The organism is Halorubrum sp. B52, assembly GCF_059752555.1.
Genome location: NZ_MWTG01000009.1, coordinates 584,712 through 599,490 on the forward strand (window position 1 = coordinate 584,712; position 14,779 = coordinate 599,490).

Genomic DNA, 14,779 nt, shown 5'->3' on the forward strand with positions numbered 1-14,779 from the left:
CGAGGACGACGTCCGCGAGCGTCGACTGGGCGATCGCGAGCGTCATCCCCGCGATCACACCTCGGTCGGCGCGCCGTGCTCGCGGGCCAGCTCCGCCAGCGCGGCGAACGCGCTCGGCTCCAGCGTGCCGGGGCGCCGGCGGAGCAGCTCCTCGTCGGCGGCCTCGACGACGGCCTCGGGCTCGTCCAGCCCGGAGATGTGGCCGGTGTTCCGGATCGCGTTCCGCACCGTCTTGCGCCGCTGGGTGAACAGCGCCTTCACGAACCGGAGGAAGAACGCCTCGTCGCCGACCTCGTAGTCGGGGTCGCGAGGCGTACACCGGACGACGGCGCTCTCGACGGCGGGCTGCGGGTCGAACGCCTCTTTCGGGACGCGCTCGACGATCTCGACGGCGGCGTAGTGCTGGGCGGACACCGAGAGGCGGCCGTACTCCGACTCGCCCGCCGAGGCCACCATGCGCTCGGCGAACTCGGCCTGGAACATCAACACGAGCGGCCTCCCCTCGGGGAGCAGGCGGAAGGCGATCTCCGAGGAGACGCCGTACGGGAGGTTGGCGACGCAGGCGGTGAACGGGGGGAGGTCGACGTCGAGCGCGTCGCCCTCGATCACGTCGAGGAGGCCGTCGTCGATCGCGGCCGCGAACTCCTCGCGGAGGAAGGCGGCGAACGTCCCGTCGCGCTCGACGACGGAGAGGCGGCCGGGAGCGTCGTCGGCGTCGCGCTCGGCGTCGCCGTCGCGGTCGTCGGCAGTGAGAACCGCCAGCAGTCGGTCGGTGAGCGCGCCCGCGCCCCCGCCGATCTCCAGCAGGTGACTCGCGTCCGCGTCGTCCGGGAGGTACCCCGGGATCCGGTCGAGCACGCGGTCGTCGACGAGGAAGTGCTGGTCGCGATCGGGGTTCGCGCGCTCCCCGGCGCGGCGCGCGAGGGCGTCGGGGTCGCGGTCCCCGTACGCCGCGGCCTCACCCGTCGATAGGTCGGTCATGGCCGCGATAGACCGGCGCTCCGGGTAAAAGTCCCGTTTCGAGGCTCACTCCTCGCGGCCGGCGAACGTCCGGTACTTCAGGTCGTCCTCGCGGATCTCCTCGACGATCCGTTCGACGATAACCTCGCGCGGGCGGTGGAGCCCCGAGACGCGCTCGGACACCTCCGCGAAGCTCTCGAAGGGGCCGCGCTTGCGCTCGTCGAGGACGTTGTTCCGGAGCTGCTTGCCCACGCCCGGGAGGAGGTTGAGCTGGTGGAGGCGGAGGGTGATCGGCCCGGCCTCGTTGTAGAAGTCGACGAAGCGCTCCTCGTCGGCCTCGACGATCGCCTCGACCGCGTACTCCACCTCCGCGGCCGCGTTCCGGGTGAGGTCGTCGTACGACACCTCGCGGTACCGGCCGACGGCCGGCCCGTCGAGCGCGAGCCGATCGCTCACGGACGCCGCGGCGTCCTCGCCGAGATCCAGCTCGTACAGTCGGAACGAGTCGGTCCCGAGGCCGTACGCGACCGGGGACTTCCGCGACGGCGGACGGTCGTCGTCCGGCCGCCCGTTCGGCAACACGTCCAACAGGACGGCGACCGGGCCCTCCTCGTCGTCCGCCGCGTCGGGCGCGTCGGTTTCGGGATCGCTCATACTCGTTTTACCGCACCGTACGGTGAAAAAACCGCTGCCGCGCCGGCCTATCGCGAGAACTCGATCGCGGCGCCCTGCCCGAAGCCGACGCAGAGAGTCGCGAGCCCGCGGCCGGCGTCGCGCTTCTCCATCTCGTGGAGCAGCGTGACGGGGAGCCGCGCCCCGGAGGCGCCGAGCGGGTGGCCGAGCGCGATGGCGCCGCCGTTGACGTTGTAGCGCTCCGCGTCGACGCCGAGTTCGCGCCGAGCGTACTCGCACTGGGAGGCGAACGCCTCGTTGAGCTCGACTAGGTCGTAGTCGTCGATCGACCGCCCGGAGCGGTCGAGCAGGTTCCGGGTCGCGGGCACCGGCCCGATCCCCATCACGGTGGGGTCGACGCCGGCGACCGCGTTCGTGCCGACCTCCGCGAGCACGTCGAGCCCGTGGTCCTCGGCGAACGCCTTACTCGTCACCAGCGTCAGGGCGGCGCCGTCGGAGATCTGCGAGGAGTTGCCGGCCGTCACCGTCCCGTCGCCCGTGAACGCGGGCGGGAGCTCGGCGAGCTTCTCGGCCGTCGTGTCCGGGCGGATCCCCTCGTCTTCCTCGACGAGCCCGTCGTCCGTCTCGACCGGGACGATCTCGTCGTCGAATCGTCCCGAGTCGGTCGCCTCGGCGGCGCGCCGATGGCTCCGCGCGGCGTACTCGTCCTGCGCCTCGCGGCTCACGTCGTACTCCTCGGCCACCTTCTCGGCGGTCATCCCCATCTGGAGCTGGAAGACGTTGTACCGCTCCGACAGCTCCGGGTGGAGGTGCTGGTAGGAGTCGCCGTCCATCGGGACGCGGCTCATGTTCTCGACGCCGCCGGCGACGACGCAGTCGCGGTTCCCCGCCGCGATCGCGTCCGACGCGGAGATGATCGCCTGCATCGAGGAGGCGCACCAGCGGTTGATCGAGGTCGCCGGCACCGACTCGCCGAGCTCCGAGAGGAGCGCGATGACGCGGGCGACGTTGTTGTCCTGCTCGGTCCGCTGCTGGGCGACGCCCCACATCAGGTCGTCGACGTGGTCGCTCGTCAGCCCCGTCTCCGCCAGCGTGTGGTCGATGAGCCTCGTCGAGAGGTCCTCGCTGCGGACGTCCTCGTAGACGCCTCCGTCTCTCCCCTGCGGCGTTCGGTAGGCTGCGGCGATCACCGGTGTGGTCTCGTCTGTCATGATCGATCAGAGACCGGTGACGCTCTTAAATGGCCGTGGAACCGCCGGAAATATGCCCGGAGTTTACGATTTATCGACTCTGTGTATCCTTTTAATAAGTGGTATTTTCGAGGGAAGTTGCTGCTGACGGTTGGCCAGCGTAGCACCGAGCCGTTCCGCGGGCGATCACAGCTGAATCCGCTACGGTGATGTATGCTCTTCTCCGTCTCTTACCAAATTATCAGACAGTAACGCAAAACGGAAGAAATGTTTATCTATTGTCCTGTCATCATGGCTGCTGCTCAACATGATCAACCCCGACAACACGACTCGTCGCCGACTGCTCCACGGTGTCGCAGGGGCAGCGGCACTCGGAGCCGTCCCGGTAGGAACCGCGCTCGGCAAAACGACGAAAAGCAATTTCGAAGACGAAGACGACAACGGGATTCCCGACGAAGGCGAAGTCGTCACAGGGGCGTACAAGTCGCGGTACGCCTACGACGCGAACGGTGACCACTACTGGGATCTGGGCGACGGTCGCACGCAGGGAACCGTGAGCGGGTTCGACGAACTCGACCAATCCACCATCACCAACTGCTACTACAAGGTGCAGTACCGGGGCACGTTCGACAACGACCCGTTCCTCGACTCCGGCTGGGTAAAGAACCAGATCAACTGCCGAGGCTACGACGACAACGGCAACTACAACTACACCATCGTTCACAAAACCGACCCGCGGTACACCGGGGATCGCCCCGAGACCTTCGGAGGGGACTGGGAGTACCACGTCGACGTTGAGGGCGGATTCGGGAATAAACTAACACGTCCAGAGAACCCCTCTAACCAGTAGAGGTACGTTCACAGTAACCGAGGCCGGAGCCGGTTCGCCGACCTCGCACTGGACATCTGGAAGCACCCGCAAACCGCCTTCGAGGAGACATACGCCGCCGGGCGACGCCGACGAATACGAGTCACCGATGCCGGACGACGCGGATCCGTACGAACTGCTCGGCGTCGAGCGACCGACCTTCGATCCGAGGCACGGCTCGGAAGGTGAGTCCTCGGGCGCGGAGGCTACCGCGACGACTGAGTGGCGTTAAACGGCCAGAACTATTCGGAAAGGAGCGGCTCGCCGGTCATCTCCGCGGGGCGGTCGAGCCCGATCAGGTCCACGAGCGTCGGGGCGATGTCGCACAGCGACCCGCCCTCGCGGACCGCGCGCCCGCCGTCATCGCCGTCGGGCGTCAGGTAGACGAACGGGACCGGGTTGAACGTGTGGGCGGTGTGGGGGTCCTCGGGCGTCCCCATGTCGTCGGCGTTGCCGTGGTCGGCGGTCACGACCGCGTGTCCGCCCGCGTCGGCGACCGCGTCGAGGAGCCGGTCGAGCTGCGCGTCGACGGCCTCGACCGCCTCGACGGCGGCGTCGAAGTCGCCGGTGTGGCCCACCATGTCCGGGTTCGCGTAGTTGAGGACCATCAGGTCGGGATCCTCGCCGTCGATGATCCCGATCGCCTCGTCGGTGAGCTCGGGGGCCGACATCTCCGGCTGCTGGTCGTACGTGGAGACGTCGGGGCTCTCCACGATCTCGCGCAGCTCGCCCGGGAACTTCACCTCGCGGCCGCCGTTGAGGAAGTAGGTGACGTGCGGGTACTTCTCCGACTCGGCGATCCGGAGCTGCGTGAGCCCCGCGTCGGCGACGACCTCTCCGATCGTGTTCTCGGGGATCTCCGGCGGGAACGCGACCGGGAACTCGAACGTCTCGTCGTACTCGGTCACCGTCGTCAGCCGGACGTCCGGCTGGTCGAGCTCGAACTCCCACTCGGGCCGGGTGTCGGTGAGCAGTCGGACGAGCTGGCGGGCGCGGTCCGCCCGGAAGTTGAAGAAGATCACCGCGTCGCCGTCGGCCAGCGCCGGCTCGTCGCCGACGAGGGTCGGCTCGATGAACTCGTCGGTCTCGCCGCGGGCGTGGGCCTGCGTCGCGGCCTCGACCGCCGTCTCCGCGCGGTGGGGCGCCTCGCGCTCGACGATCGCGTCGTACGCCTTCCTCGTCCGCTCCCAGTTCTCGTCGCGGTCCATCGCGTGGTACCGTCCAGTGACGGTCGCGACGCGGCCGGTCCCGCGCTCCGCGGCCTTCGCCTCCACCTCGGCGAGGAAGCGGTCGGCGATCTCGGGGGCGGTGTCGCGGCCGTCCGTGAACGCGTGGGTCGTCGCCGGCACGCCCGCGTCGGCCGCGGCGTCGATCAGCGCGAGCAGGTGCTCGACGTCCGAGTGGACGCCGCCGTCGGAGACGAGCCCCATGAGATGCACCCGTCCGCCGGTCGACTCCGCGTGCTCCAGCGCGCCGGCGATCGCGTCGTTGTCCGAGAGCGAGCCCTCCGCGAGCGCGTCCGTGATCCGGGTGTACGCCTGCTTGACCACGCGCCCCGCGCCGATGTTCAGATGGCCGACCTCCGAGTTCCCCATCTGGCCCTCGGGGAGCCCCACGCGCCGGCCGTGGACGACGAGCCGGCCGTCCGCGCCGCGCGCGGTCGCGTCGTCGAACGTCGGCGTGTCGGCGGCCGCGACCGCGTCACGGCCGGCCGGTCGCCCGGAGGGGTCGGCCGTCTCGCCGTCCTCGCCGTCACCGCCTCCCGCTCCGCCGCCGAGTCCCCAACCGTCGAGAACGATGAGCGCCGTCTCCATACGCCTCGTTCCGCTCCCCCCGGGTAACTACCCTTCGCTCCGGTCCGAAGGGTTCGAGCCGACCGGACCGATCGACCGCGGCGGCGTTTCGATCGTGTAACAGACCCGGGCGGAGCGTCGCTGAGACCGGTGAGGTTATGTGTCGATATCGAGACGCTCACCTACCAGATGGAGGACGAGGAACGTCGCTTCGCCTTCGTGATCAGCGGGGCTCACGGGATGGATCACTTCCTGAAGCGGTCGTTCCCTCCGCTGATACCCATATGGGCGGTAGCGTTCGGGTTTCCCCTGTGGCAGCTGGGGGTGTTGCTCGGCGCTCAGACGTTCGGTTCCGCCGTCGGACAGGCACCGATGGGACACCTCTCGGACCGATACGACCGTCGGCTCATGCTCCCGACGGGGATCGCTCTGATGGGCGCGAGTTTCGCCGTCTTTCCCCTGCTCCCGGGGATGAACGTCCTCGGGTTCGAGACCTCGATCGCGGGGACGACGGTGAACGGCCAGTTCGTCGGCATGTTGGCCGTGATGCTGGTCGTCGGACTCGGATCGAGCACGCTCCACCCGATCGGATACCCGCTCATCAGCCAGAACGTGCCCGAACAGCGCAAAGGGACGGTCCTCGGGATGTGGGGATCCGCCCGATCGTTCGGGGAGGGTGTCGCACCCGCGCTCGTCGGCGTCGGACTGCTCTTCACGGGATGGGAGGAGATCCTCGTCGTCTTCGGGATCGTCGGTCTGCTGTACGCCGGGTACCTCTTCTCCACCCTCGGCGCGTTCGAGACGCGTCCCCCGAGGTCGGCGGCACCGAGGTCGTCGACCGGAGCTGAGTCCGCCGGTGGACCCTCGATCCGGGACGCGGACCGTCGACTGTTCCTGTACCCGATCTCGGCCGTCTTCGTCGCGTTCGTCCTCCAGCTCGTGGCAACGGCGGGGACGACCGTGTTCCTCCCGGAGTTCATTACCAGCGAATACGGCTACTCCTTCTCGATCAGCGGGTTCGCCGTGACGCCGGAATCGACGGCGAGCTTCTACTACTCGGTGTTGTTGGTAACCGCCGGTGGCGTCCAGATCGGAACTGGCAGGCTCATCGATCGGTACGACTCGCGGCACGTGCTACTCGGGTTCCTCGTCGTCGGCGCGTCCACGTTGGCCGTTCTCTCCGAGACGGTCCTTTCGCCGCCAGTCCTGTTTCTCGTTCTCGTCGTCTTGGGCGGCAGTCTCTGGGGCCTCAATCCGGCGCGAGACGCGATCGTCTCGGACATCGCGCCGGCCGAGAGCGAGGGTCGCACGTTCGGATACCTCTGGACCGGGGCGCTCGTCCTCTCCTCGGCATCGCCCGCTATCGTCGGCTGGATCGGGGATACGGCGGGGCTGCGTCGCGCGTTCCTGTTGATCTCGGGGCTGGTCGTTCTCTCGGCGATCCCCATCGCGCTGCTGTTATCGGACGAGATCTACGTCGGTTCCGGAGAAGCCGACTCCGAGTGACGCCCTCGATCGTCCACGTCGTCACGGAACTCGAGCGTGCGAGCACGGTCACAGACGGGACGAACCCTCTCAGTGGACAACGGTGCTCGCCGAGGAAGGCAGTCTTTTATATTCGCGACGCTAACCATACGTTAATGGACTCCGCGGTACTGCTCGATCTCCTCGGGAACGAGAACCGGCGGCGCATCCTCCGGCTGCTCGCGACCAAGCCCTGCTACGTCACGGAGATCTCGGAGTACCTCGACGTGAGCCCGAAGGCCGTTATCGACCACCTGCGAAAGCTCGAGGAGGCGGGCCTGATCGAGTCGACGACGGACGACCAGCGCCGGAAGTACTTCCGTATCACCCGCAGCCTCAGGCTGGAAGTGAGCGTCTCCCCGTACGGCTTCGGCGCGAAGAGCGCCTACCCGGCCAAGAACAGCCTCGACATGTCCGGGCGGTGTCCCCACCTCAGTATCGAGGCGCCCGACGGCTCGGGCACGTCGAACGACATCGCCGACCTCGCGGGGGAGTACGCCCGCCTCCAGGACCTCGACCGCGAGCTCTCGCTGGCCCAGCGGTGGGTGCAGGGCCGGGTCGAGGACACGCTCGCGAAGATCGACGAGCGGCTCGGCACGGAGGCCGACAGCCGCTTCTACGCCGCGATCCTCGCCGCGGTGATCGAGACGGACGGCACGCCCGCGGCCGTGGCCGACGAGGTCGGCGCCCGCGAGGAGACCGTCGGCGACGCGCTCGGGCGTCTCGCCGACGTCGGCGTCCTCGCCCGCGAGGCCGACGGCGACGCCGACAGCTACCGAGTCCGGTAGCGCGTCGGCCGTTCGCGCTCCCACGTCGCCCGCACGTCCGTCTCCCAGCACGCCCGGCCGCTTCCGGAACCTTTTGAACCGCGCCCGGAGGAGGACGCGTGTGAGCCGAGCACGGGACCTCGCGCTGTTCCTCGTCCTCGCCGCCGTCTGGGGCTCCGCGTTCATGGCGATCAAGGCCGGCCTCGCGTACTTCCCGCCGGTGCTGTTCGCCGCGCTCAGGTACGACGTCGCCGGCGTCGTCATGCTCGCGTACGCCGCGTACGTCGTCGACGACCCGGTCCCCCGGGGGCGCGACGAGTGGGCCGTCGTCGCGGTCGGTGCGACGCTGATCATCGCCGCCTACCACGCGTTCCTCTTTATCGGCGAGACGGACCCCGCCGTGACGAGCGCGGTCGCAGCCGTGATCGTCAGTCTCTCGCCCGTGCTGACGACCGTCTTCGCCCGCGCCTTCCTCCCCTCCGAGCGGCTGACCCTCGTCGGCGTGGTCGGCCTCCTCGTCGGCCTCGTCGGCGCGGTCGTGCTGGCCGCGCCCGACCCCGCGAACCTGACCGGCGGCGGCACGGTCGCGAAGCTCCTCGTGTTGCTCGCGGCGGCCTCGTTCGCGCTCGGGTCGGTGCTCACCCGCGCGTCGGACGCCGACATCCCGATCGAGACGATGGAGGCGTGGTCGATGATCGCCGGCGCCCTGTTGATGCACGTGCTGTCGGTCGGACTCGGCGAGTCGGTCGCCGACGTCGCGTGGACGACGGAGGGAGTGCTGGCGCTGGCGTACCTGTCGATCGCCGCCAGCGGGCTCGGCTTCCTCATCTACTTCGACCTGCTCGACCGGCTCGGGCCCATCGAGATCAACCTCGTCTCGTACGTCGCCCCGATCTTCGCCGCGGTCGCCGGCTGGGTGTTCCTGAGCGAGGGGATCACGCTCAACACGGTCGCCGGCTTCCTGATCATCTGCGTCGGCTTCGCGCTCGTGAAGCGGGCGGCGTTGCGGTCGGCGCTCCGGCGGTACGGGCTCGCCTGACGGGGTCGCTCCCGCGGCCGTCGCCGTCTCCCGCTCCCTGTAAAATGTAAACGCGTCTCATTCTCGGGGATCCTTTTAGGCGATTCCCCCGAGAGTGGCCGCCATGTTCCCCGAGACGATCGAGACGGATCGGCTTCGACTGGAGTCCCGGCGCCCCGAGAACGTCGACCTCGACGCGTGTTACCGGATCTGCTCGTCGGACCCCGGGATCGACGAGGTGACTCAGTACGTCACGTGGGACCCCCACGAGACGAAGAAGGAGACCCGCGAGTTCCTCGAACGCGGCCGCGAGCGGTGGGACGACGACGAGGCCGCGAGCTACGTCATCCGCCCCCGCGAGGGCGAGGACGGCGCCGGCGAGATCGCCGGCTTCGGCGGCTTCTCGGTGGACTGGGACACCCGGACCGCCGAGCTCGGCACGTGGCTCCGCAAGCGGTTCTGGGGTCGTGGGTACTCCGGCGAGCGCGCCGGGGCGCTCGTCGCGGTCGCGTTCGACGACCTCGACCTGGAGGTCGTCGCCGTGAGCCACCACCCCGACAACGACAACTCGCGGCGCGCGGTCGAGCGGTACGTCGACCGCTTCGGCGGCCGCCGCGAGGGCCGCCTGCGGAACACCCTCACCTTCCTCGACGGGAGCGTGCACGACGAGGTGCGCTACACGATCTCGCAGGGGGAGTGGCGCGAGGCGACGAGCTGACCGATTCCGGTGGTTCCGGCGCCTGAGTCGCGTTTTTTACTCGCTCACCGCGAGCCAACAAACACTTACCACGGCCGAAACGACTCCGGGTGCATGTCAGTCCCCGACCGAACGAGCGGAACGAGCGAAATCGTCGGCGGCGCGGCCGCGGGCGCCGCCGCGTACCTCCTCGGCTACCTGTTCGCGTACGTCACGCAGGCCGGCGCGATAGAGGACCAGCTGGCGGGGTTCAACGTCTTCGCCGAGCTGTTCGGCGGCGACCCCATCCCGACGTGGCAGGCGGTCGGGTGGGTGTTCTACAACGGGCACTTCGTCGACACCCGGGTGCCGTCGCTGATCGGCGGCTCGCAGATGACGAACCTCATCTCGCAGGCCGACGGCGGCTCGCTGACCCTGCTGTACGTCGTTCCGCCCGTCCTGCTGGTCGTCGCCGGGCTCGTCGCGAGCCGGGTCGCCGGAGAGCGCGAGCCGGTCGACGGCGCGAAGCCCGGCGCGTTCGTGGTCGCGGGCTACCTCCCGCTGGCCGCGATCGGCGCGTTCCTCTTCCGCTACGCCGTCGGCGACGGGACGGTCGCTCCCGATCTCATCACCGCCGTGCTGCTCGCGGGCGCGGTGTACCCGGCCGTCTTCGGCGCGATCGGCGGTGCGGGCGCGACGCTGCTGAGCGACTGAGAGGTATAAACTGCGAGTCGGTCAGTTGCTCGGCGTTCAGTAGTCGCCCTCGTCGGGCTCGATCCGATCGCCGTACTCACGGACGGGGTCGACGGGCCGCCCCTCGTCGGTCTCCGGCGCGACGTAGTCGATGAACGATTCGACGTCGGGCTCGCGGACGCGGACGTCGACGTCGATCTCGCCCAGTTCGTCCGACTCCCCGACGGCGAAGTTGACGATCCCTTCGAACGCCGCCTGCTTCTTCAGCGAGAAGGCGAACCCCTCGTCGGTGCTGTTCCGCAGGAACACCCGGCGGGCCGTGTCGAGGATCTCCTGTTCGTGGAGCACGTCCGAGAAGGCGTCGAGGGTGTGCGCCTCGGCGACGAGCTTCCCGTCCTCGTGGACCGGCTCCGCGTCCGGGAACACGTTCCGCACCGCGTCGAAGACCCGGTCTGTCACCTCCGTGTCGTTGACCGGGACCTCGATCCGCACGTCGACGCTGTAGATCACGCGGCGTCACCTCCGGCGCTCGTGGTCGCCGTCGACTCCGCTTCCTCCTCTTCCTCGTCCCGCTCCGCTCCCTCTGCTCCGACCCCCAGCACCTCCCGGACGCGGCTCCGGAACTCGCCGAGCGTCCCCGTGTTGTCGACCTCGACGTCGGCGCGGTCGAGGGTGTCGCCGAGACCGAGTTCGATTTCGCGCGCGTCGCGCTCGCGGAGCGCCTCCAGGTCGGAGTCGGAGTCGTCGCGGCCGCGGGCGTCGAGGCGCTCGGCGCGGAGTTCGAACGGCGCCCGGATCGCCACGAGCGTGAAGTCGTCGCCGAACGCCTCGCGGAAGCGCTCTAACTCGACGGTGGAGCGCAGTCCGTCGACGAGGACGGCGTCCCGGTCGCTCTCGGCGGCGGCCTCGCGGATCCGCGGGAGCGTGCGGGCGGCGATGGCGTCGTCGCCCTCCTCCTCGCGGAGCGCCCGCGCGATCCGGCCGTGGTGCTCGGCGGGGTCGAGCCCGCGGCGGCGGCACTCCGCCCGGATCACGTCGCCCATGACGACGACCGGGATGTCCGCCGCCTCGGCCACGTTCGCCGCCTCCCCCTTCCCGCTCCCGGGGAGCCCGACGGTTCCGATGACGTTCATTGGCGCGGAGTAGTCCCGTGCCGGACTTAGGTCTGCTGTTGGCGCCGCCCGGCGGCGCGAACCGTCGGCGTTTTTTATATCGGGCGGTAGAAGACGAGGTGAGGGCACATAGCTCAGCTCGGATAGAGCGTCGGACTTCTAATCCGACGGTCGTGGGTTCGAATCCCACTGTGCCCGTACAGCGAGGAGCGAAGCGACGAGCGAACCGGCTCGCAGGGGATTCGAACCCCATCAGTCGCGCGCAGCGAGCGATGCGAGGTGCGAACGAAGTGAGCACCTCGGTAAGCGAGCGGCGGAGCCGCGAGCAGGGAGCGAGCACGTCTGATTCTGGTTCGAATCCCACTGTGCCCGTACGTTTTCCCGGTCGGCAGCGCATCCCGCACGCCGCCTTTCCGCGAGCCACACGCCCAAGTACCCGCTCGCCCGAGACCCACGCGTGTACCGACGAGACCTCAGGGACACCGACTACGACGGCCTGCTCGCCGACACGGCCGTCGCGGACCGCGTCGTGCAGGCCGCGGTCGGGCCGGACGGGCGGATCGCCTACGCGAAGAACCGCGAGCTGACCACCGACCTCTGGCTGGCGGCCGACGGCGACGACGTCCGACTCACGAGCGAGGGCGTCTCGGCCATGCGCTACGGTCGCACCGACGCCCGGTGGCTCGACTGGAGCCCCGACGGCGACCGGATCGCCTTCGTCACCGCCGACGCCGAGCTCGCGACCGTCGGCGCGGACACCGGCGCGGTCGAGGTGCTCACGGACCTGTCGGGCGGCATCTCGGGGCTCGCGTGGGGCGAGCCCGGCATCGCCGTCGTCACGGACGCCTTCTCGCGGGCGAGCCTCGCGGTCGTCTCGCCCGACGGCGACCGCGTCGAGGCGATCGCGAACGACGACTCCCTCTACGCCGACCCGCACTGGCAGGGAGACAGCGTCGTCGCGACCCGCTCGGACCACGCCGACCTGTTCGACTACGAGGCCGCGCTCGTTCGCGTCCCGCTCGGTGACGACGGTGAGAGCGAGGGCGACGAGGAGGGAGTCACGGAGCTGTTCGCCGAGCCGGGCGTCCGGGCGGCCTGCCCGCGCCCCCGCCCCGGCGACCACGGGGCGGTCGCGTTCGTCCACGACGGGAGCGGTTACGACGCGGTGTACGGGATCGACGGCGGCGCCGCGGCCGACGAGGGAGACGAGAGCGGCGACTCGCCGACCCCAATCTACGGCGTCCCGGAGACGGAGATCGCGGCGCCCGAGTGGAACGACGCGGGCGACCGTCTCGCCGTCACCGCCACGAGAGACGGTCGAACGCACGTGCACGCGGTCGACGTCGACGGTGCGCTCGCGGACGCCGGCCCCGGGGCGGGCGCCGAGACCGACCCCGAGACGGCCGACGACGTGACGGTCCTCGCCTCGGGCGACGCGATCCACGGCGCGCCGCGCTGGGACGGCGACCGGGTGGTGTCGGTGCGCGAGACCCCGACCGAGCCCCCGGCCGTCGTCGACGCGGCGAGCGGGGAACGGCTCACACCGTCGGCGACGGCGGGGTTCGCGGCGCGGCTCCCCGAGCCGGAGGCGTTCACCTACGACTCGGCCGGGACCGAGGTCCACGCGGTGATCCACCTGCCGGACACGGACGCGGGCGACGGTTCGGACGGCGGAGACGACGCCGAGCCCGACTCGGTCCCCCTGCTCGTGAAGCCGCACGGCGGCCCCACAGCCTTCGACGGCTTCGGCTTCGACCACCGGGCGGCCTACTTCGCGGCGCTCGGCTACGCGGTCGTCCGCCCGAACTACCGCGGCTCCGACGGCTTCGGCCGGGCGTTCCGGATGGCGAACGACGGCGACTGGGGCGGCGGCGACCTCGACGACGTGATCCGCGCCGCGGACGCGACGGCGGCGCGATACGACGCCGTCGACGGCGACCGAGTCGGGATCTTCGGCGGCTCCGGCGGCGGGCTGATGACCGTGAACGCGCTCGGTAACAGCGACCGGTTCCGCGCCGGCGCCGCCTTCTACGGCGTGTACGACTACGAGACGTTCGTCGACGACACCGACGACGTGGGCTGGCAGCTCCTCAAGCGGGAGCTCGGCGACTTCGTCTCCGACCTCGACGCCTACCGCGACGCGAGCCCGATCCGGACCGTTCCCGACATCGACGACCCGCTCATGGTTCTCCACGGCGAGGCGGACGCCCGCGTCCCGATCAGCCAGTCGGAGCAGCTGGTCGACGAGTTGGAGAAACACGACGTCCGCCACGAGCTCCGCCGGTACGAGGGCGAGCCGCACGGATTCGGGAAGCGAGAGAACGTCCTCGACGCGTACACGCGGGTCGCGGACCTGTTCGCCAAATACCTGCGGGAGCTCCCGGACGACGGGAGCAGTCGGCCGTACGAGCCGCCGGAGTAGGGCTCCGACGCCCCTTCGTCGTGCGGTCCCCTCAGTCCGCCGCGCTCGGCGTCCCGAGGTACTCCTCGTTGATCTCGTACTCGCCCTCGTCGTTCTCGACGAGGTACTCCCCGTAGTAGGGGACGCGGTTGGCGACGACCGCCTCGAACGTCTCCGCGATCTCCTCGCGGGTCATCTCGCCCATCGACCGGAGGTCGTCGTTGCGGTTGAGACACCCCTTCAGGTACCCCTCGTGGGTGACGCGGACGCGGCCGCAGTTCGCGCAGAACTCCTCGTTCTCCACGGGGTCGACGATCTCGACCATCCCGCCGCCCTCGCCGTCGGCGTCCTCGCCGACGAAGTAGCGCTTGCGGTCGTGCATCTCGCGGTGCTCGATCCGGTCCGCCTCCTCGGCGAGCCAGTCGTGGACGCGCCCGATGTCGATGTTCCACTCCGGCTTCCCGGTGAGCTCCGGCATGTACTCGATGAGCTGGAGCTGGAGCCCCTCGTTGTCGGCGACGTGCTCGACCATCTCCTCGACGTAGCCCGCGGTGTGCGTGAACACGACCATGTTCAGCTTCACGGGGTCGAGCCCGGCGTCGACGGCGGCCTTCACGCCCTCCAGCACCCGCTCGTAGGCGCCGGACTTCGTCACCTCGGCGAAGTCGTCGGGGTCGAGCGCGTCCTGCGAGACGTTCACGCGGTCGAGCCCGGCCGCCTTCAGGTCCTCGGCGCGCCCCGGCAGGAAGGTGCCGTTCGTCGTCATCGACACCTCCATCGAGTCGGGCGTGCGCTCGACGATCTCCTCTAAGTCCTGACGCAGCATCGGCTCGCCGCCGGTGAACTTCACCGAGTCGACGCCGTACCCCTCGACGACCTCAAGGAAGCGGACCACGTCGTCGGCGCTCATCTCGTCGTCGCTCGGCTCCATCGGCCCCCGCGTGTCGCCTAACCCCTCGTTGTGACAGTAGACGCAGTCGAAGTTACACCGGTCGGTGAGCGAGACCCGGACCCCCGTCACCTCCCGTCCGAAGTCGTCCGCGAGCGGCTCGGTCATGTCCCAACGGAGCGGCTATGATCGCTTAAATATCAGGGTCCATCACGGGGTCAGGTAATTGTCAACGGTTACGTTTACGGCCGAAAC

The 14,779-nt window shown here is 69.6% G+C and carries 15 protein-coding genes and 1 tRNA gene; 9 read left to right on the plus strand and 7 right to left on the minus strand.

Annotated elements, in window-relative coordinates:
- Positions 1-54: 54 nt before the first annotated feature.
- The 3 genes from B4V04_RS11545 to B4V04_RS11555 are packed head-to-tail and all read right to left on the minus strand — an operon-like array spanning position 55 to position 2,804.
- Positions 55-981, minus strand: coding sequence for a 16S ribosomal RNA methyltransferase A (locus tag B4V04_RS11545; RefSeq protein ID WP_498231753.1), 927 nt, complete (start codon positions 979-981; stop codon positions 55-57).
- 45 nt (positions 982-1,026) lie between these two features.
- Positions 1,027-1,614, minus strand: a complete 588-nt coding sequence (locus tag B4V04_RS11550; protein WP_498231755.1) for a DUF655 domain-containing protein — start codon at positions 1,612-1,614, stop codon at positions 1,027-1,029.
- 47 nt (positions 1,615-1,661) lie between these two features.
- Positions 1,662-2,804 carry a thiolase family protein gene (locus B4V04_RS11555; protein ID WP_498231757.1) on the minus strand — a complete coding sequence of 381 codons (1,143 nt, stop codon included), beginning with the start codon at positions 2,802-2,804 and terminating at the stop codon, positions 1,662-1,664.
- Between the two features lie 286 nt (positions 2,805-3,090).
- On the opposite strand from B4V04_RS11555, the gene B4V04_RS11560 reads away from it, so the two are divergent.
- A complete protein-coding gene (locus B4V04_RS11560; RefSeq protein WP_498231758.1) occupies positions 3,091-3,633 on the plus strand; it encodes a hypothetical protein in 543 nt (180 codons plus the stop codon).
- Positions 3,634-3,760: 127 nt separating this feature from the next.
- Positions 3,761-3,883 (plus strand): hypothetical protein, encoded by a 123-nt coding sequence (locus tag B4V04_RS11565; protein WP_498231760.1) that lies wholly within the window; start codon positions 3,761-3,763, stop codon positions 3,881-3,883.
- 10 nt (positions 3,884-3,893) lie between these two features.
- Here B4V04_RS11565 and gpmI read toward each other — a convergent pair whose 3' ends face one another.
- A complete protein-coding gene (gene gpmI, locus B4V04_RS11570) occupies positions 3,894-5,465 on the minus strand; it encodes a 2,3-bisphosphoglycerate-independent phosphoglycerate mutase (protein WP_498231762.1) in 1,572 nt (523 codons plus the stop codon).
- A gap of 168 nt (positions 5,466-5,633) precedes the next feature.
- Here gpmI and B4V04_RS11575 point away from each other — a divergent pair, with 168 nt between their 5' ends.
- The 5 genes from B4V04_RS11575 to B4V04_RS11595 all read left to right on the plus strand — a co-directional run bounded on the left by B4V04_RS11575 (position 5,634) and on the right by B4V04_RS11595 (position 10,143).
- The gene (locus B4V04_RS11575) at positions 5,634-6,950 is read left to right on the plus strand and encodes an MFS transporter (protein ID WP_498231764.1); all 1,317 of its coding nucleotides are present in this window, start codon (positions 5,634-5,636) and stop codon (positions 6,948-6,950) included.
- Positions 6,951-7,084: 134 nt separating this feature from the next.
- Positions 7,085-7,756, plus strand: a complete 672-nt coding sequence (locus tag B4V04_RS11580; protein WP_498231766.1) for an ArsR/SmtB family transcription factor — start codon at positions 7,085-7,087, stop codon at positions 7,754-7,756.
- A gap of 100 nt (positions 7,757-7,856) precedes the next feature.
- Positions 7,857-8,774, plus strand: a complete 918-nt coding sequence (locus tag B4V04_RS11585; RefSeq protein ID WP_498231768.1) for a DMT family transporter — start codon at positions 7,857-7,859, stop codon at positions 8,772-8,774.
- Between the two features lie 103 nt (positions 8,775-8,877).
- The gene (locus B4V04_RS11590; protein ID WP_498231770.1) at positions 8,878-9,471 is read left to right on the plus strand and encodes a GNAT family N-acetyltransferase; all 594 of its coding nucleotides are present in this window, start codon (positions 8,878-8,880) and stop codon (positions 9,469-9,471) included.
- Positions 9,472-9,564: 93 nt separating this feature from the next.
- Complete coding sequence (locus B4V04_RS11595) at positions 9,565-10,143, plus strand: DUF7978 family protein (RefSeq protein ID WP_498231772.1); 579 nt, start codon at positions 9,565-9,567, stop codon at positions 10,141-10,143.
- 36 nt (positions 10,144-10,179) lie between these two features.
- Here the strand turns inward: B4V04_RS11595 and B4V04_RS11600 are convergent, their stop codons facing one another.
- Complete coding sequence (locus B4V04_RS11600; RefSeq protein WP_498231774.1) at positions 10,180-10,632, minus strand: RNA-binding domain-containing protein; 453 nt, start codon at positions 10,630-10,632, stop codon at positions 10,180-10,182.
- Positions 10,629-11,255 carry an AAA family ATPase gene (locus B4V04_RS11605; RefSeq protein ID WP_498231776.1) on the minus strand — a complete coding sequence of 209 codons (627 nt, stop codon included), beginning with the start codon at positions 11,253-11,255 and terminating at the stop codon, positions 10,629-10,631. The genes B4V04_RS11600 and B4V04_RS11605 overlap by 4 nt, the downstream gene beginning before the upstream one ends.
- Positions 11,256-11,357: 102 nt before the next feature.
- On the opposite strand from B4V04_RS11605, the gene B4V04_RS11610 reads away from it, so the two are divergent.
- A tRNA-Arg gene (locus tag B4V04_RS11610) sits at positions 11,358-11,432 on the plus strand.
- A 259-nt stretch (positions 11,433-11,691) separates the two neighbouring features.
- Positions 11,692-13,656, plus strand: coding sequence for a S9 family peptidase (locus B4V04_RS11615; RefSeq protein ID WP_498231778.1), 1,965 nt, complete (start codon positions 11,692-11,694; stop codon positions 13,654-13,656).
- A gap of 31 nt (positions 13,657-13,687) precedes the next feature.
- Here B4V04_RS11615 and moaA read toward each other — a convergent pair whose 3' ends face one another.
- Positions 13,688-14,692, minus strand: a complete 1,005-nt coding sequence (gene moaA / locus B4V04_RS11620; protein WP_498231780.1) for a GTP 3',8-cyclase MoaA — start codon at positions 14,690-14,692, stop codon at positions 13,688-13,690.
- Positions 14,693-14,779 lie beyond the last annotated feature (87 nt).

Excerpts from the sequence above, each read along its gene's own strand:
- B4V04_RS11545 (WP_498231753.1), bottom strand. The coding sequence starts at position 981 with ATGACCGACCTATCGACGGGTGAGGCCGCGGCGTACGGGGACCGCGAC.
- B4V04_RS11550 (WP_498231755.1), bottom strand. The coding sequence starts at position 1,614 with ATGAGCGATCCCGAAACCGACGCGCCCGACGCGGCGGACGACGAGGAG.
- B4V04_RS11555 (WP_498231757.1), bottom strand. The coding sequence starts at position 2,804 with ATGACAGACGAGACCACACCGGTGATCGCCGCAGCCTACCGAACGCCG.
- B4V04_RS11560 (WP_498231758.1), top strand. The coding sequence starts at position 3,091 with ATGATCAACCCCGACAACACGACTCGTCGCCGACTGCTCCACGGTGTC.
- B4V04_RS11565 (WP_498231760.1), top strand. The coding sequence starts at position 3,761 with ATGCCGGACGACGCGGATCCGTACGAACTGCTCGGCGTCGAGCGACCG.
- gpmI (WP_498231762.1), bottom strand. The coding sequence starts at position 5,465 with ATGGAGACGGCGCTCATCGTTCTCGACGGTTGGGGACTCGGCGGCGGA.
- B4V04_RS11575 (WP_498231764.1), top strand. The coding sequence starts at position 5,634 with ATGGAGGACGAGGAACGTCGCTTCGCCTTCGTGATCAGCGGGGCTCAC.
- B4V04_RS11580 (WP_498231766.1), top strand. The coding sequence starts at position 7,085 with ATGGACTCCGCGGTACTGCTCGATCTCCTCGGGAACGAGAACCGGCGG.
- B4V04_RS11590 (WP_498231770.1), top strand. The coding sequence starts at position 8,878 with ATGTTCCCCGAGACGATCGAGACGGATCGGCTTCGACTGGAGTCCCGG.
- B4V04_RS11595 (WP_498231772.1), top strand. The coding sequence starts at position 9,565 with ATGTCAGTCCCCGACCGAACGAGCGGAACGAGCGAAATCGTCGGCGGC.
- B4V04_RS11605 (WP_498231776.1), bottom strand. The coding sequence starts at position 11,255 with ATGAACGTCATCGGAACCGTCGGGCTCCCCGGGAGCGGGAAGGGGGAG.
- moaA (WP_498231780.1), bottom strand. The coding sequence starts at position 14,692 with ATGACCGAGCCGCTCGCGGACGACTTCGGACGGGAGGTGACGGGGGTC.